This is a genomic window from Thioclava nitratireducens (genome assembly GCF_001940525.2).
GTDB classification, from domain to species: Bacteria; Pseudomonadota; Alphaproteobacteria; order Rhodobacterales; family Rhodobacteraceae; genus Thioclava; species Thioclava nitratireducens.
Map to the genome: position 1 here is coordinate 47934 of NZ_CP019438.1, position 22457 is coordinate 70390.

Consider the following 22457-nt stretch of genomic DNA (forward strand, 5'->3'; position numbering starts at 1 on the left):
TTGTTGGGCTTCCTTATGTCCAATAATCTTGCATTTTCAGGCATGCGCGAACATGTCCAGCTTATGGCAGAAAACATCGAAAATTTAATGTTAGAGCCTTCGATCACCTAAGAGATCACCCTAACAGCGAGGCGTAATTATTCCGTGCTTTCGGCGGGCTTTTGCACCCGCGATCGGCGGATCGACACGGCCTGCGAACAAGCGCGCGCATCGGCCCCGACAATACGCTGAAAGTATACGTGAAGGACTGGGCGCACTTTGCACGCTGGTGCCGGATGAAGGGCGCGAACCGGCAGCCTCCTTCACCGGAGATGATCGGACTCAACCTTGCCGCTCTGGCGTCCGGATCGGGCACCTCCCCTGCCCTGTAAATGCGCTCGAGCGATGGCTGCACTTTGAAGACCGACTTCGGTTCGGTCTTTGTCACCACCTCGCGGTACGGCAAGCGCTCCGCAGAAACTCGGCTGAACGACAAGCATGTCGCGCCTGATCAAGCGCATTGTCTTCGACGCCGGCTCGCCAGTTCGGCAGAAGTCGACGAACGCTACGCCCAGAAGCAACTCGGACATACCTCGGCCAAATGACCTGCCGGTACCAGCGCCAGCGCGACAGGGTCCGGGTCAACCTGACCGTGCCGCAGGGCTATCGCCAGCGAGTTTCAATCGGTCGTTTATTCGTGATATATAAAATTGCAAACTGCTCTTTTCCATGCCCCTGATAGGCTATTCGCGCGTATCCACAGAGGATCAGCTCCCCCCTGCCCCAGTCTGAGGCCCTTTAATCTGCGGGTTGCGTAGAGATCTTTGAAGAGCACGCCTCAGGTGGCAATCGGGCGCGGCCGGTGTTTGCACGTTTGCTGGAGCGGATTGGCAAAGGCGACACGCTGGTCGTCGTGCGGATCGACCGGCTTGCGCGGTCTTTGTCGCACTTGCTTGAGGTGATCGAAAGGCTGGAGGGCAAGGGGGCGTTCTTCCGCTCGCTCCAGGATCCGATCGACACTGCCTCGCCTCAGGGCAAGTTCACGTTGCAGGTTCTGGGCGCTGCGGCTGAGTTCGAACGCGCTCTGATCCGCGAGCGTACCAAGGCCAGACTTGCCTCGGCACGCTCAAAAAGGCGCGTCGGCGGCAACCCAGGTCTTCGCGCCAAGGGCCCTTAAGCGCTGCGTAAGGTGCGGTCGGCACGACAGGACGGCTACATGGAGCGCTTGAACGAGACAGCGCAGGATTGGGTGCCCCATGTGCGCCGCCTGCGGCCGGATATGGCCTGGGAAGACGTGCTTCGTATCATCAATGGTCCCCTGTCCCACGCCCGCCACTGGACCCAAGGCCGTTTGCTCCGCGCGGTGAAGGTATACGTGGGGGACCGATTCCTGCCCGCTGAATTGCTTGGACGCGCTGGACGTCGCGAAAACGACGATCGCCTGCCTGCGATTGTCGCCGCAATCGGAGGTGCTTACCCCGAAATCACCTTGCAGGCAATCTGCGACCGAACGGAATCCATGCGTGAGCGCACCCCTCGCGGTCGCACCAGCTGGCAGCGTTCCTCAGTCAGAATGCTGCTGGAGTGTGCTGAATAGCTGGGGCTCCTCTTAAGATGACACTTGTGTTCGCCTAACCGATTGCCGCTAAATCTAGAAAGTGCTTGCACGAATCTGGTTGGTCGGGCAATAGTCTCGAAAAATAACGCGCGGTAACATAAAAAACGCGCCCACGGATCGGAGCAGACATGAGCGAAGTAGAGCAGGATCTAGACATCGCCATCGGGCACTACGCGGAACTTCTCGCGTCGAACCTGCATGCGCAGCGCGCTGCGCACTTCCCGCCGGATGCAAAGAAGGTGATGCGCACTTTGACTAGCGGCGAAGCTGCTGAACTCCTTGGCGTCGATCATACCTATCTTCGTAAGCTTCATCGAGAAGGAAAGATCGTTGACGTCGAGACGACGGCTGGAAGTCATCGCCGCTATACCCTGGACGATATCTGGGAAATCCGTCAGACACTTGAAGGAAATGCAAAGAAGTCTGGAACTTACGTGCCTGGACGTCGCGACGCTGACGAGCTTCAAGTCATTTCAGTGGTGAACTTCAAGGGCGGGTCAGGCAAGACGACGACGTCTGCTCACCTCGCTCAACGCTTGGCGCTTAAGGGGTACAGGGTTCTTGCGATCGATCTCGACCCTCAAGCATCCCTTTCAGCTCTTCATGGAATCCAGCCGGAACTCGACCTTATGGAGGGCGGGACCCTTTATGATGCCGTTCGCTACGACGACCCGGTTCCGATCGGCGAAGTGATCCGCAAGACCTACATCCGCGGCCTTGATCTCATCCCGGGCAACCTCGAACTTATGGAGTTCGAGCACGAGACGCCTGCTGCTATCCAGCGAGGAGGTGCAAAGGCGTTCTTTGCGAGAGTTCATGATGCTCTCGATAGTGTTGAAGCAAACTACGACGTTGTTGTGATCGACTGCCCGCCGCAGCTTGGTTTCTTGACGATGTCAGCACTTTCCGCGTCCTCGGGTGTCCTCGTGACGGTTCACCCGCAGATGCTTGACCTCATGTCGATGTCCCAATTCCTGCGAATGACTGCGGATCTCTTGGGAGTGATCAGGGATGCAGGCGCAAATTTACGCTTCGATTGGCTGCGCTTTTTGCCAACGCGATACAAAGTCGGCGACGCGCCACAAACCGAAGTCATCGCTTTCATTCGCGGGCTGTTTGGGAGGTCGGTCCTGACCAATCACATGGTTGAATCGACCGCAATCTCTGACGCCGGCTTGACCAAGCAAACGCTCTACGAAGCTGACAAAAAGGACTTCACGCGTCAGACGTTTGATCGTGCGATCGAATCCATGAACGCAGTCAACGATGAGATCGCTGAAATCATCCAGAACACATGGGGGCGAAATGGCCAGAAAGCCTAAACTTGGCCTGCCGCTGCAGACCCTTCGCAACGCTCCTGACGCTCTTGAAGGGCGCCGCCTGCGCGGCGGTGTATTTGAGATCGAGCCGGCGCAGATTGTTACCGAAGGACGGTTGGATGACAGGCTTCAGATTGAAGTTGAAGGCCTGAAGAACTCTATTGCCAAGAACGGTCAGCGTGTGCCTGTCTTGGTCCGCCCACTGGAAGGTGATCGCTACAACCTGATCTATGGCCGCAGACGCCTGGAAGCATGTCGCGAACTCGGTATCAAAGTTCGAGCCATCGTCACGGAAGTTGAGGGTGATCAAGCGCTTCGAGATCAGCTTCTCGAGAACCAAGAGCGTCGTGATCTGAGCTTTATTGAACGTGCGCTTGTAGCGACGGCGCTTCTGGACGGCGACCATTTGGAAGGGGCGGAGCGCACTAATCGAGGTGTCGCCGAAGTCCTTAACCTCCGCGAAGCTGCGGTTTCACAACTCTCGAATGTCGTTCGGACGGTTGGCGAGGAACTCATCCAGGCAATTGGTGCAGCTCCTGGGATTGGTCGCCCGAGATGGGAAGAACTCAAAAAGGCCTTGGGTGCCTACGACGGTGATCGAGACCAATTGCAAGCCGCAGCTCATGCAGCCAAGTCCGAAAGTTCCGGCTCGGGCGATGAAGTTTCTGATCGTGCGTTTCTCGCAGTTCTGGAAGCTGCGAAGAGCGCGGAGAGGAAGGCAAGTCCGCCTCGCAAAGGCGCGCCTGCTTTGGCGATCCCCGGTGTCGGAGCTGCGACAGTCAAGACCGGTCGCCAAGGCAAGCAGCTAAAACTCGATCTGACTACGGATGAACCTGAATTTGTCAGCTGGTTGGAGGGCAATGCCTCAAAGCTGATTACCGAGCTTCATGAGCGCTGGAAGCGTTCAGAAGACTGAGGAAGAGCAACCAACAAGAAGGAGGCACGATACAGGCAAAAAAGAAAAAGGCCCCGAGAAGCTAGCTTCACGAGACCTTTGTAAGGTTTCGCACCGGGATCAGCCCGCTACAAAATCTCAGTTTTCGCACTTCTGAATGTAGCGTTCTGGCCCCTACCCCGCAAGCGCAAAGCGATTCGCGGGCCGTAGAAATTTTGCCTTCGTGAAGGTTTTCATGAAGTACACACCGATTTCGCCGTTTATGCGGCCGATTTCGCACGCCCACCTGCGCGTGATCGAGCGACCCGAGGCATCTGTTCCGGGCAGACCCGTCAACAAGTGGGAACTCCTGCGCGAGCTCTCGAAGGCACAAGCGGCCTTTGGCGTGTCGGAACGCGATTTGGCTATTTTGCAGGGGCTTCTCAGCTTCTTTCCAGACGATGCACTTGGCGGGAACGCCGAGATGGTGGTCTTCCCCTCGAACAAGGCGATCTGTGAGCGCCTGAATGGTATGCCCTGCTCCACGATGCGTCGTCATCTCGCGCGTCTTGTCGAGGCTGGTTTGCTCCAGCGGCGTGATAGCCCCAATGGAAAGCGCTACGTCCGCAAGCACGGCGAAGAGCGCGTTGCCTTTGGCTTCGATCTTTCCCCGCTCTACTGCCAGTCCGAGGAGATAGCACGTGCCGCAGAGGCCGTACGTGAGGCTGAGGAGCGGGCCAGGCGTCTGAGAGAGGTTGTAAGCCTCATGCGGCGCGATCTCGCGGCTCTCGCGGAGTTCGGAGACGAGATGCAGCCAGGCCTAGGCATCTGGGATCAGCTTCGTGACAAGGCCACCCTCACAGCTCGCGGGCTTCGGCGCAAGCTTTCAATCGAGGACCTCGAGGTTTATCGAGCCGATCTTGAAGCTCTTCTCGACCAGGCGCGCAACCTTATTGATGGCCCTGAAACAGAAGAAATGAACACCAATGGTGCCCGATCTGAGCGTCACCATCATAATTCAAATAAAGAATCTATAGATCTTGAACCTGCTTTAGAAAAAAGCGGGGCGGCGGACGGCGTGCCAGATGTGGACACGGATGAGTCTGTGGCTGACGTCGATGAACGGAACACAAGACACATTCCAAAGATCCCGCTGCATCTAGTGATCGCGGCATGTCCCTCGCTCAAGACCTTCTACCAAGGCGAAATCCGGCATTGGCATCAGCTTTTCGACGCGGCATGCCACGTGCGGCCAGCCATGGGGATTAGTGCGTCTGCATGGGAAGAAGCCCAGCGGTTCATGGGTCCGGAGCAAGCGTCGATCGTTGTTTCTGCTATGCTGGAACGTTTCGAGGACATCAGATCGCCTGGTGGATACTTGCGAGCTTTGACTGCCAAAGCTGCAGCCGGTGAGTTTTCCTGTGGGCCGATGGTCATGGCATTGGTTGGACGGCGATCTGCAGCTTAACAGTTGTTAAGGTGCCGAAACTGGGGACTGTTTCGTCACCTCGGGACTGACGAATTAACAGCTGTTAAAGCCCTGCCTCGGGAGCGTCAGAATATCAGAGGGAAAGGTTTTTTGGTTGAGGGATGACGGGAAGTGAGATTGTAAGAGTGGCGTCCGGCGCCCGTCGTGGAGAAGAACTGATGGCGAAATTTGCCAAGAAAGTCACCCTGTCCCCATCCCGGGACATTCTCATCGACAAGCTCGTGCTGAGCCAGTCCAACGTCCGGCGCATCACGGCTGGCATCTCGGTCGAGGAACTGGCCGGAGACACCGGCCGCCGAGGGTTGCTGCAGAGCCCGAGCGTACGGCCCGTTCTGGCGGATGATGGTCCCGAGACCGGCAAGTTCGAAATACCCGCCTTCGGTCGGCGCTTCCAGGCGCTGTCACTCCTGGTGAAGCAAAAACGCTTGGCCAAGACGACGCCCATTCCCTGCATCGTGCGGGATGTCAATTCTACGATCCTCGCCGGAGACGAGTCGCTCGCTGCGAACATGCAGCGCGCTGCACTGCATCCGTTCGATCAGTTCCGCGCATTCTTGGCGTTGTGGGAGAAGCATCAGGGCGATGAAGAGATCGCAGCCGCCTGCTCCGTTACACCGCAGGTGGTCAAACAACGCCTGAAACTCGCCGCCGTGGCCCCTGCCCTGCTCGATCGTCTGGTCAGCGAAAAGCTTCAGCAGGAAGCCGAAGCGATCGCGACCGAATGTTGGAAATGGAACGAGGTCTCGCTCGACCTACCCTATGGCTACGGCCACGGTTTGCGGCGGCTGAGCGGAGGCCCGCGCCGACGACAGATGACGAAGGCGCGGCCCATGCCAAGCTGCTTGACGAGTATCGACCGCTCGAAGAGGATTACGAGGGGCAGGACGAATTCCCCGAAGAGATCGACGCGCGTCTTGGCGAGTCGGAAGTCGCGATGGAGAAGCTCGAGGCCCGGCCGATGATTTTCGACGCGGCTGAGATCGTACGGTCAGAGGCTTTCGTGACGCTTGACCGCTATGGCGAGCTTGCAGTTTATCGGGGCTTCTTACGGCCTGAGGATGAGCCACGGGCAGACGGGCAGGGCGCTGAGCTTTCAGCTGCGGGCAGCACGGATGGTGTCGGCCACGGCACGGTGATCACCTCTGCTGGTCGAGCGCTTGGCGTCAACGTGCCCGACGAAGCGGACGATGGTGCGTTGAAGCCCTTGCCCGAGCCGCTGGTCATGCATCTGGCGTGCAAGTTGCACCTTGGCACTACGCGAAGCGCTCAGGCGTTCGTCTGATTTCGCGTTGACGCTGCTGCTCGTGAAGCTCGTCAATGACGCCTTCCGCACATCACATTCGCCCGGCTGCTGCCTTTAGGCATGGGACGTCACTTCAACATGCTGGCGCCAGCGAGCGATCCAAAGGAAAGCGTGGTGGCCAAGCCTGCGATCATTGTATTGCAACTTTGACGTATTGCAACTTTGACGGCGTGCGTAGTAGGGGGGGCAGCCGCAATGAACTATGTCTCATAGTGCTTTCTTCCAGGCCTGCGAAAGGACCAAGCCGTCGCCGTGGTATCAAACACCTCAGTCGATAGTGAATTGGGCGACTGGCTTGTCGAGATACGCAAGAAGCGGACAAAAATTGGTCTGCCAACTATCATGCAAGCCTGTCTGGAATTCGCGTCTTCGACGCGCAATTTGGGCGGGTTATTGAAGGTTTGAGGCGATTTGCACCGGGTTGCCGGTCAACTTAGGCCGATGATTGAGCGGTATGAGCATGCCTGGAAGGTGGCGCTGGACCGCTTGGGTGAGTAGGCGGCATTGCGGCGCAGGCTCTCGTTTTCAAGAAGCGTTGTGCATTGGGGAGTTACCTCTCCGGCTGGCTATCTGCGCGGCTTGGTCGAAAAAATTGGGACTGGGGAGATGCACCTCGAGCGCGGCCTCTATGGTAGACTCATTGGGCAGGCGGCGTGATTGGGCAGGGGGTCATAGCCCGGCCGCCTTCGTGAGGTTTACGCGGAACCGATCTTTGCGGCGTTGATAGCGGCGGGTCATTTCCGCTGAGGCGTGGCCGAGATGTTTCTGCACATGGCGTTCGTCCACCTCGGCCCAGCTTGCGAGCCCCGCACGCAGGCTATGGCCGGAGAATAGCGCGAGCCTTTCGGCTTCGGGAAGATCGCTGCGGATGCCGGCTGCGAGGACGGTCTGCTTGATCAACCGCGCAACATGACGGTCGTTGAGCCGTGCCTCGAGCGCCCGACGCCCATCGCGCGAGACGCGCACGAAGAGGGGGCCGAAACCGATCTTTGCGAAGCGCAGCCATTGCTCGAGCGCGTGGACCGGGCAACTGCGTCCTGAGGTGCCGCGCCCGATCTCGACCTCGCGCCAGCCGGTCTTCGCGTTCAGCGTCAGCACCGCACCGTCTTCCATTATCTCTACCCAACCGCGCCCGTCGATCGTCTCGTCTCGCGCATGATCCAGACCGGTGATCTCCGATCGCCGCAGGCCGCCAGCATAGCCGAGCAGAAGGATCGCGCGGTCCCGCAAACCGCGCAGGTCGTGGGGCAGGGTGGCCGCCATGGCGAGGATCTCCTCGGGAGCGATCGCCTCCTTCTGCTTCGGTGGACGCGCATGACGGCGACGGATGCCAGCGAGTACGGTGGCGATATGCCGGTTGCGTCGGTCGATGGTGAAACCGCGCTGCGCCACGTTCCAGGTTAGGCCCGAGAGCCGCCGCTCGATTGTGGGCACGGACAGGCCCGCCATGTTGTCAGCCGGCGCGGCGAGATCCGCAAGATAGAGTCCGATCATCTCGGGCGACGGGGGCAGGTCGTCCGCGCCCTTCATCCGGCACCATCGCGCGAAATGCGCCCAATCCGCAGCATAGGCTGAAAGCGTATTGTCCGCCGCCGATTGCTGCGCGTAGCCCCGCGCGGTCTCCACGAGGCGATCGAGCGCGCCGGAACCCGCGACATGTGCGGGCAGGGCAGGGGATGCGTCGGGGGCGTCGGGGCTGTCGCTCATCGGATAGGCTCCTGAAGGCACGTTTCGGACGGCTGCCAACTGGCAGGAAATTGGTCGCCTGTAGGACACCGCCGGTGCCTGCTTAACGTGGCTTCTTCCCGGCAAATGCCCGCAGGTTTCAGCTTAGTCGACGTGGGTCCGATAATGCAAGATTATTGGACATAAAGCCCACCGACAAAGCGGGGCGGTTTTGCGGTAATTTTCTGGCTAAAAGCGCCGCGGAGAGGTAGGCTGAATCATGACGTCGCAGAAGCCCGACATCTCAGACGCTCGCGTAACCCTACCGCAGCTGCCGGCCTGGGTCACGCAGGGACATCGCGAAACCCCTGAAGATGTGGCGTTTTTGTCGGGCGCGACTCTGATCCACCTGCGCCTGGTGTTGACGCGAGACGACCCCCACCAAGCCTTGTTACGCGAACGCCTGGCCCTGCGCGCAGCGGAAGTCTGTGCGACGCATTCGGGCCGCCCCGAGCGCGCAGCGGAGTTGCGCGACGCCGTGCATCTGTTGCGCGAGGGCGATCTGCCGGGGCCTGCGGGCGAGAACTATCTTGCATGGCGGCGCGCGGTGGAGAGGCCGGTGTCGGGCGCGGCGCTGCAACGTGCTCTGCCGGGTCACCCGCCGGAGGCGCTCAACGGCTGGTTTGCCGCGGGGCAGGGGGCGCCGGTCGCGCAGGCGGCGGGCGTTCTGGAGGCGGTGCTCGCAGACGCCCCGCGTGCGCTTCTCGCGGCGCTGATCCTCGCTGATGCCGCCTTGGCGCAGGCGCTTGGTTGGAGCCATGTGACGCCATTACTCGCCAATGGTCTGAAGCGCGCCGATCTGCGCCTGAAGGAAGCGAATCTGCGTCTCGCTTGCCATCGTGCCGTGCATTCTGCTGGGATCGAGGCCGCCCGGCTGTCAACAAACCTTACGCGCCGAACCGCCCGGCTGCGCGCCGTGGCGCCAAAGCTGCGGGCGAAAGGGGCGGCGGAGGCGGTGACGTTATTCCTCACCCGGGACGCAATCGCCCCGGCCGCCCTGCCGCTGCCCGATCGTGCCGCGCGGCGGCTGTGCGACCGGCTCGTCCAACTGGGGGCGATCCGCGAGCTGACCGGGCGCGATACCTTCCGCCTATATGGTGTGTGAGCATGGCGAAGGACCGGACACCGCTGGACCGCGAGCTCGAGGATCTGCCGCCAGACCTCCGCTGGCGCGAATGGATGCGGCGGATCGAGGCGGTTCTGTTCGCTTCCGCAACGCCAGTGCCGCGCGGCGATCTGGCGCGCGTGGTGGGGCAGGGGGCATCGGTCGACCTGCTGATTGCCGATCTCTCAGCCGATCTGGAGGGCCGCGCCTTCGAGCTCGCGCGCGTTGCCGATGGCTGGATGCTGCGCACCCGACCGGCCTATGCACCCGCAATCCGGGCGGCAGCGGATGTCGGGAATCAGCTCTTCGATCTGAGCGAATTCGACATAGCCGTGCTCGCCGCCATCGCGTATCACCAGCCGATCACCCGCGACGGGCTGAAGGACATTTTCGGGAAGGAAATCAGCCGCGACCTTACGGGCCGCTTGCACGCGCGCGGCCTGATCGCCACCGGCCCCCGCGCCCCCCAACGCGGCGCGCCGTTTACTTTCGTTACCACCGATCAGTTCCTCGCGGCCTTCGATCTGGAGACACTTGTAGACTTGCCGGAGCGGGAACACCTCGACGATGCCGGGCTGGGTCCCGCGTAGCGAGATGCGTGTGATGGTCGTTTGGTGCGGCTTCTAACAGGCATATTGTGATAGATCTAATGGACATTTGGTGGAAGCGGTGATAGGCATCCCGTGAGATGGATGAAATTGATGAATACCTTCCGCGACACCTGACGCCTGAACTGCAGGAAGCTTTGGCAACTGCACGCGTTGTCAACCTTGTCGGACCACGGCAGGTCGGTAAGACGACCCTTGTTCGTGACCTGTTTAAGAGGGGACGGTTCATCACGCTGGACGATGGGGCGATCTTGGCGGCGATGGAGGCCGACCCCGAAGGCCAGCTGACAAGCCTTGCGGAAGAACTAGCTGACGCACCGGTTATCATCGATGAGGCGCAAAGGTCGCCGAAGCTCGCGTTGGCCATCAAGAAAATCGTCGATCGCAACCGCCGGAAAGGGCAGTTCGTCCTGACGGGATCATCGAACGTATTCACCACGGCGGAGGTCGCTGACTCGCTGGCGGGCCGGATGCAGACGCTCAAGCTCTGGCCGCTGACGACCGCCGAGGTCAATCGCGCGCCAGCGAGCCGGTTGATCGATTGGGCGATGCAGTCCGTCCCGGCGCTGCCGCAGATCTCGGATCCCGCGCACTTGGGGCGCAAAGATTATGTCGACCTCATCCTCAGGGGCGGATACCCCGAAATCCGCACGCTGCCTCTTAGGTCACGCCAGCGGCAGTATCGCGATTATATCGATGCGGTGGTGGATCGAGACGTGGCTGACGTCATGCCGGTTCGGAAGCCTGATGCACTTCGGTTCTTGATCGATCAAATGGCGGCTCGGACTGCGCAAGAGATCAACACGTCCGAATTGGCAAAACTGGCAAAGCTCAAGCGCGAGACAGTTGATCAATATCTCGACATTCTCATGCGGCTCTCATTGGTGACCAAGCTGAGCGCGTGGATGCCGGGAGAGAGCAAGCGGGATATCAAGCAACCGAAGTTCCACTTCGTGGATACCGGGATTGCCTGTGCGCTTCGCCGACTGAACGACAGATCTTTTGACATCGGCAACAGCCCCGAAGCTCTGGGCGGCCTTTTGGAAAGCTTCGTCGTCGGCGAGTTGCAGCGCGCTCTGCCGATGCAGGACGAAGATTATCGTCTCTATCATTGGCGCAGCGCAGACCGCAGGGAAGTCGACATTCTGATCGATGGAGGGCACCGGTTGGTTGGGATCGAAGTCAAGGCAGCGACCACGGTTGCGGCCGGCGATTTCAAGCACCTGAGGTGGTTCGCCACCGATGGCCCGGGAAAAGGCCGCAGCACCGTAGGGATCGTATTCTACCTCGGGCATGAAAAGCTGACCCTGGGGGAGGGCAACTTCGCGCTGCCGCTCAGTTCGCTTTGGGCGGCGGTGGATTTGAACTAATCGAGCCCAAGTTTGGGGAGAGGCGGGAAAGAACCACAAGGTCGGCGAGGTCTTCCCCCGCTTGCCTGTCGCGTGATCTGCACGCTGACTTTTCAAACGTGCTTACGCCGCCGCACAATCAACAGCCCCGTCGATAAGCAGGTGGAGGACCTTGGAGCGGGTGCGGATACCCACTGACCTGCCATGGGTCTTTCATCCAGCCACGACCGGAGCCAGGTTGTGTTGCTCTTGCCTACGTTTTCTAGCCCGCCGGACGTCGGAGTTTCCGACCTTTGTCACGATGGGGGGCTGGCTGTGCCAAAGCACGGACACCCGAACCTTGCGGTCCGGGTGTGCCTTTTCCCCGCACATGCGGGGGACGCGCCATGCCTTACGACGAGGATAGTCGCTGAGTTCGGTTCATCCCTGCACATGCAGGAGAACTCATTCAGGCTGGCGATGGCCTCCGTTGACCGGAGGCGGGCTGAGCGGGATTTTCCGCGGCCCTGACTCTTAAATAGGTTTGGCGACTCTCCTGCGGAAACCCGATCCGAGCCGGGAAGGTCATTTTTTGTTATGACCTCGCGTCAACTCTCGTCGGGTCACCGCCTATTCGCCTACTAACTATCCCTCATTGCGTGTGGTCGGGAGAGGCGACGATAACCGCCTCTCCCATGTGACATGGGTCGCTTCATGCGCAGACGGAAATGAAAATCTGGCTCGCGCCACATTTTTTTCCGCCGTTGCTCCGACCGTGAGCGGCCGGATGAAGCCTGACCCCCACCACCTGTTCGGCGGTCATCCTCGGGTCAGTCCCAGTTTTTTCTCAGCCACCTATTCGGCAGCTAACGAACTTTATCCCTCAAGGGGTGTGGTGGCGAGAGGCGACGATAGCCGCCTCTCCCATTTGATATGGGTCGCTTCCCGCGCGGACGGAAATGAAAATCTGGCTGGCGCCGCATTTTTTTCCGCCGTTGCTCCGACAGTGACCTGCCGAACGAAGCCTGCCCCCCCACCGCCTGTTCGGCGGTCATTCGCGGGTCAGTGCCCAGTTTCTTCTCAGCCGCCTATTCGGCGGCCAACATTAGCCCTCGTGGGCTGGGAGAGGCGACGATAACCGCCTCTCCAGAATGAGATGGGTCGCTTCATGCGCGGACGGAAATGAAAATCTGGCTGGCGCCGCATTTTTTCCGCCGTCGCTCCGGCAGTGACCTGCCGGATGAAGACTGACCCCACCGCCTGTTCGGCGGTCATCCTCGGGTCAGTGCCCAGTTTCTTCTCAGCCGCCTATTCGGCGGCCAACGTTAGCCCTCAAGGGGTGTGGTGGCGAGAGGCGACGATAACCGCCTCTCCCCTCTGATATGGGTCGCTTCACGCGCGGACGGAAATGAAAATCTGGCTCGCGCCACATTTTTTTCCGTCATTTATCCGGCAGTGACACGTCGGATAAATCCGGACCCCCAACCGCCTGTTCGGCCGTTCATGTTCCGGACCAGTGCGATGTCAGTAAAAATGAATGTGATGGACGCGAATTGAACGTGCTCATGCCGAAGACGATCACCCATTTCATCATCGGATAGGCCGTCACCTGATTTGCAACTCGTCGCGGTGTATCTTGGGGTCTAAACGAGGATGCCAAAGAAAGGCTACTTCAACAAGAAGGCGACGATCCGGTTTTTCCCGATTTTCACGCATATCAATCGCTTGATCTTTTGTGCCCTTCGTAAACGCTGAAAGGGGAAGAAAGCCGGGCGCACAACCATCTTCCAGAGCCAGAACAGCCTCCACACCATGTTGGAGCGCCGAATACTGCCTGGATTGGACGTATGTCATCAATTTTTCGCGTATGGTCGTTTCTGCGTTCACAGCTTCGGTGATGATATTTTGCGCGGTGGACTGATCGATCGCAAGACGCTCGGCAGTTACGAACCCAAGAGCTTGGTTCCAGCTCATATTCGGGCGCAACCACTTCGACTGAACCCGGTTTGGATTATAATACCAAGTGCGGTCTTCACCTTGCGAGCATACCCCGACCAAATCGAGTTCAGGGTGAATTGCCTCTCCGAAAATCTCTTCGAGATATTCGAACATGAAGTCAGCGATGTCTTCCAAGGTGCAGTAGGTATAGAGAGGCAGGTCGTCTTGTCCCATGAGAAAACATTTGTTGCTGTAGTAACAGGCCATGTCTGGAGGTCCTTTTCGATAGGTGAGAAAAATGACGCGAACGCGAAAAGCTCGCCTAAATTAAATTCGATGTCGCGGCGATTTTACTTGGTTCGAACTCGGAGGAGGGGTGAACGCCCGGGGGGCCACATTGAGTGATTGGCTACCGATTAAGTTCTCGCCTGACCACACTTGCGACTTGGTTTGACCTCTTTTCGGCAATGTCAGGGAATCGCGATCTACTTCTAACCCTGTTTCGCCGTGCAACCGGCTGAGCATGGCGCGACGTAGGCTCCGGCAGAGACAGAGCCTAGATTTTCAGCCCGCAGCCTACGGTCCACCGTTTTCGAAATGCGCGAACAAGAATTGGACGGGACCGGTCGGGCCGCCTATCCTGATCAGCACGCATCTGCGGTGGTGCCGCGAAGAATCCGGAGGGCGCAAGATGACGAAAAATCCGCACGATACCGGAGATGAGGCGCGCTCCGTCTCTGAAGAAAGCGCCAAGGCTGGGGAGGCTTGGTTGGAGGCATTTACCGAGGCGATGTCCAAACCGACGGCTCAGGAGATTGCTTTCTTCGAAAGGCGGCGCGCGCTCGGGCTGGGAGTCGGACTGGATGGGAACGGCGATCTTGTTTACGCTCGCCAGTCTTATCGCCAATAGCCCAGGCTTCATTGGAAGCCATAAAGGATGTCGCGGATCTCATCCTCGAATAGGTCCAGTCCGATCAGATCGGCGAATTCCGCGCCCGCATCCGCTGAAATATCCATGAACTCGACGGCTCCGTTTTTCAGATCAGTGAGCAGTCCGGCGTAGGTTCCGTAGCCGAGGCCGCGAGCCGCGAGTTCCATCCTCAGGCTCGGACCGAGTTCCGGTATCGCCAGTGCAAGATGGCGCTTGAAGCGACGGATATCAGACATGTCGAGAGTGATGGTGGCGGGTTGCATGGTCTCTCCTTGAGCATCGGAGCAATGCTCCGCCCAGAGGCATTGACCATCTCGACGAAACGCAGAGCGGATTGCGCTTGGGTCTTACTGGAAAGAGATGCAGCCCAAGTCGGCGCCCACTTCCAGAGCCACTTGCCATTTCAGAAAGTGGTAGATGAAAACCATGCAGGGGTGTTCGTGAGCGAGCTGGGCATGCTCTTTGAAATCACGCTCGAGCTTTTTCACAACGCTCGTGCTCAGAGTTCCTTCGCTCTCCGAGAAGTGGATGAGTTGGGAGAAGGGCGCGTGGGGCGAGTGAAAGGAATGGTGAAAATAAGCATCGAGTTTGTCACTGTCCTGGTCGCTCTCGGCACCGTAGTCCGGTGCATTCCGCGCGATTGCGAGCGCACAGAGCTCGGATTTGAATGTCTTGATGTAGTCATATGATCCCGCCTCGAAGCGATGGTGCTCATCGTAATCGTAGGGTTTTCCCGGTTCGAGCTCTGGCGCGTAATGCGCGAAATCGGGGTCGATGACCGGAGCGAAAGCGCGGTTGGGAATGCGGGGTGCAGACGCGCGCTTTTTCATGTCGCGGGAGGCATCAATGCGGCGAAGATTGCTGAATGCATGAACAGTGAGGCCCATGGTATTTCTCCAGAATAGGGGTGGTTAAGGTAGATGTGCGTGCAAACCGAGCAGCGGGGTGACCAGCCGCTAGGCGGGGCTCGGTTCAAGTCCGAATTTTTGTGACGGGAAGATCTAGGCGGTAGCGTTTGACTCGCTGCTAGCGCAGCGCTCTGAGCGGGCTTTGGCTGGGCGCGTCTCTTGGCGCGTGTAAGCTTCGACCTAGCGCCAATGGTAGGCGATCTCGACGAGCAGGCCGGGATCGGCAGGATCGCGGGCTTCGCGGAGGTCGATTGCCTGATCGAGTTCTTCTTTGACGAAGCTATTCCAGCCAAGTAACCCTGGCGCGGTCCCGGAATTTAGCGACGACAGGGCGTCGGCGCGCCTGCTGAGAGCGCCATAGTTCTCGTCGCGTAGGTCGTCGAACATCATGTTCTTCAGGATCGGCTCGGCGGTTGCAGGATCACTGCAGATTTTGCTGGCGGTGTCTTCGTCGAGCGCGAGGCGTTCCGCGGTGATCCTTACCAGAATCTGGTCCCAGTTCAGCTCTTCGCTGAGCCACTTGGGCGCGGCGTCGCTGCGATCCGCGCACCAGGTCTGGTTCTCGCGCTGCGAACACACAGCGATGACTTCGAGCGACGGGGGCTCAGACTCTCCGAACTGCATTTCGACGTAGTCGTAAAGATGGGCTTCAAGGTCCGCGACACCGACGGCCTCACCCAGATCGAGGTCGGCTTTGGTTATGAGCAGGCACTTATTGCCGTAATATGAGCTCATGATCAGGTTTCCTTTTTCTTGCGGCGGTTGGGCGTGGGAGGGGGCAGCCGCGGTAAACGTGTGTCGGCGATGGCTAGCCGCACGATCCCGTTTTGGCCATGCTCTGGACTTGGTTTGACCTCTTTTTCGGCGACCGAAGCAATGCCACCTTGGATGGGACGAAGGGTGCGGCGCGCGTAGCGAACTCTTTTCGCCGCATCCGGATGTGAGGTGGGCCTGGTCGGAGGATGCGGAAGGAAAAAATCTGCAGAAATTTGATATTTCCTGGACGACAAAGAAGCGCCAGGCCGGAAACTCCCGGCCTGGCGCTCTTTCCTTTAGGTATTGGTGGCAAGCGACCTACGCCGAAGCGCATTCACCTGACGCTCTGCGGCCAGCTGATCGAGCACCGTTTGACGAAGATTGCGGACGCGGCGCAGCTGCTCCCAGAGTCGCCGGATCGCCTCGAGCTCCGGGTCGAGGAAGGCAAAGTCGTCCGTATCGCAGTGCAGCGCGATCTCGCGGTAGCCTGGGGCGCGGGCCGTCAGAGCTTCGAGCAACAGGGTTTGCAGCAGGTCCAGAGTCGCCTCATCGCGATCGCGATAAAGCTCGCCGGCGCGAAAGGCATCAAGCATGCCACGAATGCGCAGCGCGTCCTGCTGCAGGTCGAGGGGGCTCTCGTCAAGAGCGGTCTGGAGGGCGCGCGCCGCCTTGATCGTCGCGCGGGCCGTGGTTTCGATGCTGGGCTGATTTTGAGTGATGGTCATGAGAGACTCCTGTCTCCGACCCACTTGAATGCGGGCCGTTCAAGGTCGCGCCGCCAATTGGTGGGGGCGGCGCGAGGTGCTGTCAGGCCGCTTGCTGGCGTTGGGATGTGTCGGCGCGCTCTTCCGCCTGCAGATTCGCGAGGCGATCCGTATACTGATCGGTGAGAAGGCAGATTTCTTCGACAACGGGGTCGTCGGGGTCGAGGTCGGCGAAGTATCCCGCCTCGAGGCTGTCGAAATCGTCCACTTTCTCCAGCGTGAGCAGGTCCGAGAACCACTGAAGCTCGCGCCGCAGTTTCCGTGAGATCGGGGTAGGCTGCGCCAGATCGCGCGTGAGAGCGGCCACGCGACCTGCGGCCCGTGGACCGCCGAGGCGCGTGGCGGCGTCGCGAAGCGCTTGGCGATTTTCGGTGAGGAACTCGGACATCAAGATACGTGCAACGGGAATGTTCTGGTGGTGCATGGGACAGATCCTTCTGTCGTGCCCAGCGGATTTTCCGCGGGCTTCAAGAACGGCCCCGCTAGGGAGCCATTTCGATTGAGGTGAGGTGGGCGAAGCGCGAGATCTCGGAGATGGGCCAAGGTCCGTTTTGATGTGCTGAACGAGCCGCTGGGGCCGCGATGGCGCTTCGCTTCGAGAGCGCCATCGACGGGTCGGTGGCTCGGGGTTGCTTGATCTTCAAGCGGGGCTTTTTACAGCGGCCACATGCTGGGCGAGCAGGCGTTTTTGCACCAAGAGCATCCTCTCGAACGCCCGGCCGTTCAGAGCGCCAAGAACCGGGGTGCGCAGGTCCGGGCAAACGCAGAGCGCGGGGTCGTTGGTTCGGATCACGCGCGTGCGCGAACCGAGGAAACCGGTCGCGCGGTCGAGGCCGCAGGCCATCGCGGCGGTGAGCGACAGCTCGATCCCAAGCGGGTTGAGCGCTTTTTTGCGGCTTGACGTCCCGTAGGCGATGCAGAGCCAGCGCTGACCGTTGTGATGGGAGACGGCAAGCACGAGGCAGGGACGAGGCTTGGGGCGCTCCTCTGTCTGCCGTTCTTTCAGGGGAAAGCGATAGGAGATGATGTCGCCCGTTTTGATCGTTTCAGACCAGGGTTTCGGGCGCGGCGATTTGGCAGGGCGCGTCTTGGAGGTATCAAGCATGTGTCAGTCCTATTCTCGGAATGACGCACGAGCGTCGTTAGAGGCCGTGATTGGCTTTTCTGTCGCGCGTCACATCGAGCGCGCGACAGAAAAGCCAATCGCAGGCTGCCTCTCTATTACTCTCTGACTTTGCTGCCTGTTCGTGAGTTGCAGAGGTTGTGCTCTCCTCGCGGCGATGCTGCGGCGGACCGATCAGCACAGCCGGTTCTGGCCTTGCCGAAGCCTCGACCCGGCGTCCCTACGCAGGGCGCGTTCAAGCCAATGCGCCGCCATTCTGCACACCCGTTTCTCATCGCCAGTCTTCGCACCACGTTCGTCGTTCCGGGGGCCGATTTGATCGATGAAAGGCGTCGATGAAAATTTTTTCGAATTTTTTTCATCTTTTGATTTCTGTTTTTCCGGGACCGCTCGACTTCCCCTTCACATCAATCAGGAGAAGTCCTCATGACTATTCACGTCCCCGCTCAACCGACCTGCGTCTCTTCCGCTCTCGATCAGTTCTTCACGCGGCCCGAATTTGCCAAAACGTGTTACGGCCGGCTTACGGAACTCTATCCCGTCCAAGCCGGTGACCTGTGGATCGAACCGTCCGCGGGCTCCGGCGCTTTTCTCGAGCTGATGCCGAAGACCAGTATCGGGTTCGACCTCGTTCCCGCCGCGGACGGCTTCACTTACGCAGACTATCTCGACTGGACGCCGTCGGGCGGGTTCCAGCGTCATGTGGTCGTCGGTAACCCGCCCTTCGGTCGGAACACGAGCACAGCGGTCGCCTTCTTCAACCGGGCGGCAGAGCATGCACAGGTGATCGCGATGATCTTGCCCCGCTCGGTGCGGAAATCTTCGGTGCGGCGCAGGCTCGACGCGATGTTCCATCTCGTGGATGAAATCCTTCTGCCGAGCGGGGCTTTCTGCTACGACGGCAAACCCGCGTCTGTCCGCACCGTCTTTCAGATCTGGGAGCGTCGCGACCACCCGCGTGTCGAGGCGCCGGTTCGCACCAGCCATCCGGACTTCGTCTTCTGCGATGCCGCTGAGGCGGAGTTCGCCATCCGTCGCGTGGGCGGCGTCGCGGGCCGGATTTTCGACGATCCTGCGCATCGCTCGCCGAACTCGCATCTCTTTGTGAAAGCGGCCGAGGGTGTCAGTGCGGAATGGCTGCGCGAGCGCTTCGCGCAGCTGGATTTCAGCGAGGTGCGCGAAGATTCTGTTGCGCATTACTCGGTCGCGCAAAGTGACGTTGTCGCGCTCTACGAAGCGCTGCTCGCCGCGAAAGGGCAGGCTGCGAGTAACTTGTTCGACTGCGGTGACGGCGGCTCCAAGGAGGCGTCTCGCGAAGATCGTCCGGGGGATGTCGATAAAGAGGAGCGTTGCCAATCGCCGCGCGAAGCACTGCGCTTGGAGCCCAAGCTGCGGTCCCTCAGCGAGAAAGCGTCGCGCGATGTTCCCCCGCAAAATTCGAGTCAAACCACTCCGGAAACCTCGCCCCGCCTCGCGCGGCCCGCTAGGACCCCGGCTGTGCGCACCTCTCACTTTATCAAAACAGGACAAAATATCATGCAAAGCAAAACCCGGGTCTCTGAACTGAAGACTGCAAATCTCTCGGTGCGGAATTTCGAACTCTACGCTCATACCGAGGATCTGCTCTTCCTCGAAGCGGAGCTCGTGTTTGAGCTTGCCGCTACGCGCGTGCAGGTCGTCGCGGAGATCACCATCACTGGCGAAAATGTCTCTGTGCACGCCGAACGCATCCAGGACGAAAAGGGCCTGCCTATCGTGGGAGAGCACTTGCTGGCGGTCGTTATCGCCAATCGCCGGGAGGAGATCGCCGATCTCGTGCGGGCTGCGGTCATGACGCGTGCTTGATGACGAAGGCCTTGCGAGTCCATCGGGTTCGCAAGGCTCCTCACCGGAGGCGCGAGACAACGCTCTGCTTCTTCGGCTTCCTGATACCAAACTAAAGGCACCCAATGCTTCAGTATCTCATCACCAACTGCCTCCTGTTCCCCGAATACATCATCGATGAAGATCAATTTGACATCGATCCCGTCGATCAGCGTGATGATCGCTGTTACGACACAGTCCAACTCGAAGGCTTCCGCTACGAGATCGAGTTCCAGCTCAATAGTCTCCTCGACACTAAATGCGAACACGAGTTGGACAAGGCAGGTTACTGCTGTGTGCTCGGCTTCGCCTCGGAATGGCTCGATACCTCATTCGTCACGCCGTATCGGGAAGGCCCGTGGGAGATCCCCATCGCACCGAAGTGCATCATGAGCGGCGAAACCTGGGACGAGACAATGGGCGCTGTCGATGCATATTTCGGTGCAAATCCTCAGTGCGGCGCGAAAACCTTGGAAGAATACGAGCGGCAGACGCGCGAATTCCGCGAGGAGCAGAAAAAGCTGGACCGGGCCATCGCGCATCTTCGCATCGACGAAGAATGGGAAGAGGCGAAACGTCTCGAAAGGAAATGCCGAGAGATGGCTGAGCCGGTTCGGCCGGGGTTTCATCGGCTCGACGCCTTCACAGGCGACCCGGTCGAACGGGCGATCGATTTCGGCACAGTCTATTCACGCGAACGCCTCCTTCTCGAGGTCACCTTCGAAGATTGGCCGCTTGTGAACTCTGCTCAAGTCGCTGGCCGCTGAGAAGAGAAAGCGTCGCCTGCGGCTCAGGGTGTTGAGAGCTAGCGCACTGATGCAGGGGAGTTTCAGGGGGATGCTCGGCGCTGAACCGATATTCGTATGAGTTGCGCTGAGCTCCGCCGAGCGACAGAACTTCGACCAGCTGCACGGTACTGGTCGAAGGGGGTGTTGAGCGCGCACCTCTCTCGGCGTTCATGTCCGAATTCTTCAGGCTTGTATTCGTTTCCAGATAAACGCACCGTTGATCGCCCGTTGGGCCTCCTGTGATTTCTTGGCCCCGGGCTAAGTTTGCAGAGACGAATGCTTGTTAATCGCAGAGCGATAAGCTGCGACAAGGTCGGGCTCCGGCATCTCTCCGGTGAGCGACTCGCAGGTCTGAACGTCTTCGAGCGACAACTCCGAAAGAGTCGCGACCTGTTCCGGGCTTAGGTCGGCTGCGTCGCGCAGAGCACGGAGTTCCATCGCGAGATCGATCTTGTCCGGAAACTCGGCCTCGCGCTCTGCGATCTCCGGGCGCACCTCTAGCATTTTGTCGCGAAAGTTCTTCATCCGTTGCTTGTAGCATGGATTGAGTATCGGTGGGAGCTTCGAGTTGTCAGGCCTGGAAACAATCGGCCAGAAGTTAGTGTCCGAGGACGTGGTGTAATTTCTGCGCCGTCAAAGGTGTAATCCCGGGTGGCCATCGAGGTGTATGGTCGAGGTGGAGTTTGGCGACTTCAACCGCGAACCCTACGGAGACCCCGATGACCAAGACCAACATGGACCTGTCCGCGCTTCTGGCCAAGCACGATCAAGGAGACTTCCTGCGCAGCATCGCCGAGGCTGTCCTGCAACTGATCATGGAGGCCGATGTTGACGGCCTGATCGGCGCCGGTCGGCATGAACGCTGCGGCGAACGCACGACCTGGCGAAACGGGTATCGAGAGCGCGCTCTCGATACCCGTTTGGGCACACTGAACCTGCGGGTGCCCAAGCTTCGGCAGGGCAGTTACTTCCCGGGCTTCCTGGAGGCCCGCAAAACCTCGGAACAAGCGCTGGTGGCCGTCATCCAGGAGGCGTGGATCAGCGGCGTCTCCACCCGGCGGGTGGACGAGCTGGTGCAGGCGATGGGGCTGAACGGCATTTCCAAGAGCACGGTCTCGAAGCTCTGCAAGGACATAGATGAGAGGGTCGGCGAGTTCCTGAACCGGCCGCTGACCGGCGAATGGCCCTATGTCTGGCTCGACGCGACCTACCTGAAAGTGCGTCAGGGTGGCCGGATCGTGCCGGTCGCGGCGATAATCGCGGTGGCCGCCAACACCGAGGGGCGCCGGGAAATCATCGGCCTGGGGATCGGTCCCTCGGAGGCCGAGACCTTCTGGACCGAGTTCCTTCGCTCCCTGCGCGCTCGGGGCCTTGGCGGCATCAGGCTGGTGATCAGCGACGCCCATACCGGCCTCAAGGCGGCCATCGCCAGGGTCTTCGAAGCGACCTGGCAGAGGTGTCGCGTTCACTGGATGCGCAACGCTCTGGCGCACGTCTCGCGCGGGCAACACACCGTCGTTGCCGCAGCGATCCGCCAAGCTTTCGACCAGCCCGACCGCGCCCATGCCGGCGAAACCTGGCGCAAGGTGGCCGAGCAGTTGCGCCCGCGCTGGCCAAAGCTGGCCGATCTCATGGACGCCAGCGAGCACGACGTGCTGGCCTACATGTCCTTCCCCCGCCAGCACCGCACCAAGCTGCACAGCACCAACCCGATCGAGCGTCTGAACAAGGAAGTGAAGCGCCGCGCCGACGTCGTCGGGATCTTCCCGAACGAGGCGTCCATCATGCGCCTGATCGGCGCGGTGCTGTTCGAGCAGAATGACGAGTGGCAGACCTCGAGCCGCTACATGATGGTCGAGGCCTTCGCCCAGATCGACAAGGAGGAGATCGACCCCATTCTCAGCATAACCACGAAAGCCGCCTGATCATGCCCTCAGGCCATCCGGGAAATTACACCACCTTGACGGACGTGACCGGCCAGAACCGCAACTTCGTTCAAGCTCACTGCGCCGCAGTGCCGCATTCCGAAAGCGGCCAT

At 59.8% G+C, this 22457-nt stretch carries 19 protein-coding genes and 3 pseudogenes; 13 read left to right on the top strand and 9 right to left on the bottom strand.

Annotated elements, in window-relative coordinates; all coding sequences use genetic code 11:
* Positions 1–153 precede the first annotated feature (153 nt).
* The 6 genes and pseudogenes from BMG03_RS21360 to BMG03_RS19040 all read left to right on the top strand — a co-directional run.
* A pseudogene (locus tag BMG03_RS21360) lies at positions 154–643 on the top strand (site-specific integrase); the annotation flags it as partial.
* Positions 644–708: 65 nt separating this feature from the next.
* A pseudogene (locus BMG03_RS19020) lies at positions 709–1576 on the top strand (recombinase family protein).
* A 149-nt stretch (positions 1577–1725) separates the two neighbouring features.
* A complete protein-coding gene (gene repA / locus BMG03_RS19025; RefSeq protein WP_075777316.1) occupies positions 1726–2919 on the top strand; it encodes a plasmid partitioning protein RepA in 1194 nt (397 codons plus the stop codon).
* Positions 2903–3832 carry a plasmid partitioning protein RepB gene (gene repB, locus BMG03_RS19030; protein WP_075777317.1) on the top strand — a complete coding sequence of 310 codons (930 nt, stop codon included), beginning with the start codon at positions 2903–2905 and terminating at the stop codon, positions 3830–3832. Before repA ends, repB begins: the two co-directional genes overlap by 17 nt.
* Before the next feature lie 214 nt (positions 3833–4046).
* A complete protein-coding gene (gene repC, locus BMG03_RS19035; RefSeq protein ID WP_075777318.1) occupies positions 4047–5258 on the top strand; it encodes a plasmid replication protein RepC in 1212 nt (403 codons plus the stop codon).
* Between the two features lie 179 nt (positions 5259–5437).
* Positions 5438–6705, top strand: a pseudogene (locus tag BMG03_RS19040) (ParB/RepB/Spo0J family partition protein); the annotation flags it as partial.
* Between the two features lie 546 nt (positions 6706–7251).
* Here BMG03_RS19040 and BMG03_RS19045 read toward each other — a convergent pair.
* Positions 7252–8289: a tyrosine-type recombinase/integrase gene (locus BMG03_RS19045; RefSeq protein ID WP_075777320.1), complete on the bottom strand. Its 1038-nt coding sequence runs from the start codon at positions 8287–8289 to the stop codon at positions 7252–7254.
* 238 nt (positions 8290–8527) lie between these two features.
* On the opposite strand from BMG03_RS19045, the gene BMG03_RS19050 reads away from it, so the two are divergent.
* The 3 genes from BMG03_RS19050 to BMG03_RS19060 all read left to right on the top strand — a co-directional run bounded on the left by BMG03_RS19050 (position 8528) and on the right by BMG03_RS19060 (position 11390).
* Positions 8528–9412, top strand: coding sequence for a DUF1403 family protein (locus BMG03_RS19050; RefSeq protein WP_075777321.1), 885 nt, complete (start codon positions 8528–8530; stop codon positions 9410–9412).
* A gap of 2 nt (positions 9413–9414) precedes the next feature.
* The gene (scpB, locus tag BMG03_RS19055) at positions 9415–10002 is read left to right on the top strand and encodes an SMC-Scp complex subunit ScpB (RefSeq protein WP_075777322.1); all 588 of its coding nucleotides are present in this window, start codon (positions 9415–9417) and stop codon (positions 10000–10002) included.
* Positions 10003–10100: 98 nt separating this feature from the next.
* Complete coding sequence (locus tag BMG03_RS19060; protein ID WP_075777323.1) at positions 10101–11390, top strand: ATP-binding protein; 1290 nt, start codon at positions 10101–10103, stop codon at positions 11388–11390.
* A gap of 1563 nt (positions 11391–12953) precedes the next feature.
* Here BMG03_RS19060 and BMG03_RS19065 read toward each other — a convergent pair.
* The gene (locus BMG03_RS19065; protein WP_075777324.1) at positions 12954–13553 is read right to left on the bottom strand and encodes a hypothetical protein; all 600 of its coding nucleotides are present in this window, start codon (positions 13551–13553) and stop codon (positions 12954–12956) included.
* Positions 13554–13977: 424 nt separating this feature from the next.
* Between BMG03_RS19065 and BMG03_RS19070 the strand changes: the two genes are divergently transcribed.
* On the top strand, positions 13978–14196 hold the full coding sequence (locus tag BMG03_RS19070) for a hypothetical protein (protein WP_075777325.1): 219 nt from the start codon (positions 13978–13980) through the stop codon (positions 14194–14196).
* Between the two features lie 8 nt (positions 14197–14204).
* On the opposite strand, the gene BMG03_RS19075 is transcribed toward BMG03_RS19070, so the two are convergent.
* The 6 genes from BMG03_RS19075 to BMG03_RS19100 all read right to left on the bottom strand — a co-directional run bounded on the left by BMG03_RS19075 (position 14205) and on the right by BMG03_RS19100 (position 17750).
* Positions 14205–14480: a hypothetical protein gene (locus BMG03_RS19075; RefSeq protein ID WP_075777326.1), complete on the bottom strand. Its 276-nt coding sequence runs from the start codon at positions 14478–14480 to the stop codon at positions 14205–14207.
* Between the two features lie 84 nt (positions 14481–14564).
* Positions 14565–15104: a hypothetical protein gene (locus BMG03_RS19080; RefSeq protein ID WP_075777327.1), complete on the bottom strand. Its 540-nt coding sequence runs from the start codon at positions 15102–15104 to the stop codon at positions 14565–14567.
* A gap of 201 nt (positions 15105–15305) precedes the next feature.
* Positions 15306–15860: a hypothetical protein gene (locus tag BMG03_RS19085; protein WP_075777328.1), complete on the bottom strand. Its 555-nt coding sequence runs from the start codon at positions 15858–15860 to the stop codon at positions 15306–15308.
* A 317-nt stretch (positions 15861–16177) separates the two neighbouring features.
* Positions 16178–16606: a hypothetical protein gene (locus BMG03_RS19090; protein WP_075777329.1), complete on the bottom strand. Its 429-nt coding sequence runs from the start codon at positions 16604–16606 to the stop codon at positions 16178–16180.
* 82 nt (positions 16607–16688) lie between these two features.
* Positions 16689–17069: a hypothetical protein gene (locus tag BMG03_RS19095; protein ID WP_075777330.1), complete on the bottom strand. Its 381-nt coding sequence runs from the start codon at positions 17067–17069 to the stop codon at positions 16689–16691.
* Positions 17070–17285: 216 nt separating this feature from the next.
* Positions 17286–17750 carry a type II toxin-antitoxin system PemK/MazF family toxin gene (locus tag BMG03_RS19100; protein ID WP_075777331.1) on the bottom strand — a complete coding sequence of 155 codons (465 nt, stop codon included), beginning with the start codon at positions 17748–17750 and terminating at the stop codon, positions 17286–17288.
* Positions 17751–18194: 444 nt separating this feature from the next.
* Here BMG03_RS19100 and BMG03_RS19105 point away from each other — a divergent pair, with 444 nt between their 5' ends.
* On the top strand, positions 18195–19613 hold the full coding sequence (locus tag BMG03_RS19105; protein ID WP_075777332.1) for a DNA methyltransferase family protein: 1419 nt from the start codon (positions 18195–18197) through the stop codon (positions 19611–19613).
* A gap of 104 nt (positions 19614–19717) precedes the next feature.
* Positions 19718–20398, top strand: a complete 681-nt coding sequence (locus tag BMG03_RS19110; protein WP_075777333.1) for a hypothetical protein — start codon at positions 19718–19720, stop codon at positions 20396–20398.
* 279 nt (positions 20399–20677) lie between these two features.
* Here the strand turns inward: BMG03_RS19110 and BMG03_RS19115 are convergent, their stop codons facing one another.
* Positions 20678–20944: a helix-turn-helix domain-containing protein gene (locus BMG03_RS19115; RefSeq protein ID WP_075777334.1), complete on the bottom strand. Its 267-nt coding sequence runs from the start codon at positions 20942–20944 to the stop codon at positions 20678–20680.
* A gap of 194 nt (positions 20945–21138) precedes the next feature.
* On the opposite strand from BMG03_RS19115, the gene BMG03_RS19120 reads away from it, so the two are divergent.
* Positions 21139–22344, top strand: coding sequence for an IS256 family transposase (locus BMG03_RS19120; RefSeq protein WP_075777686.1), 1206 nt, complete (start codon positions 21139–21141; stop codon positions 22342–22344).
* Positions 22345–22457 lie beyond the last annotated feature (113 nt).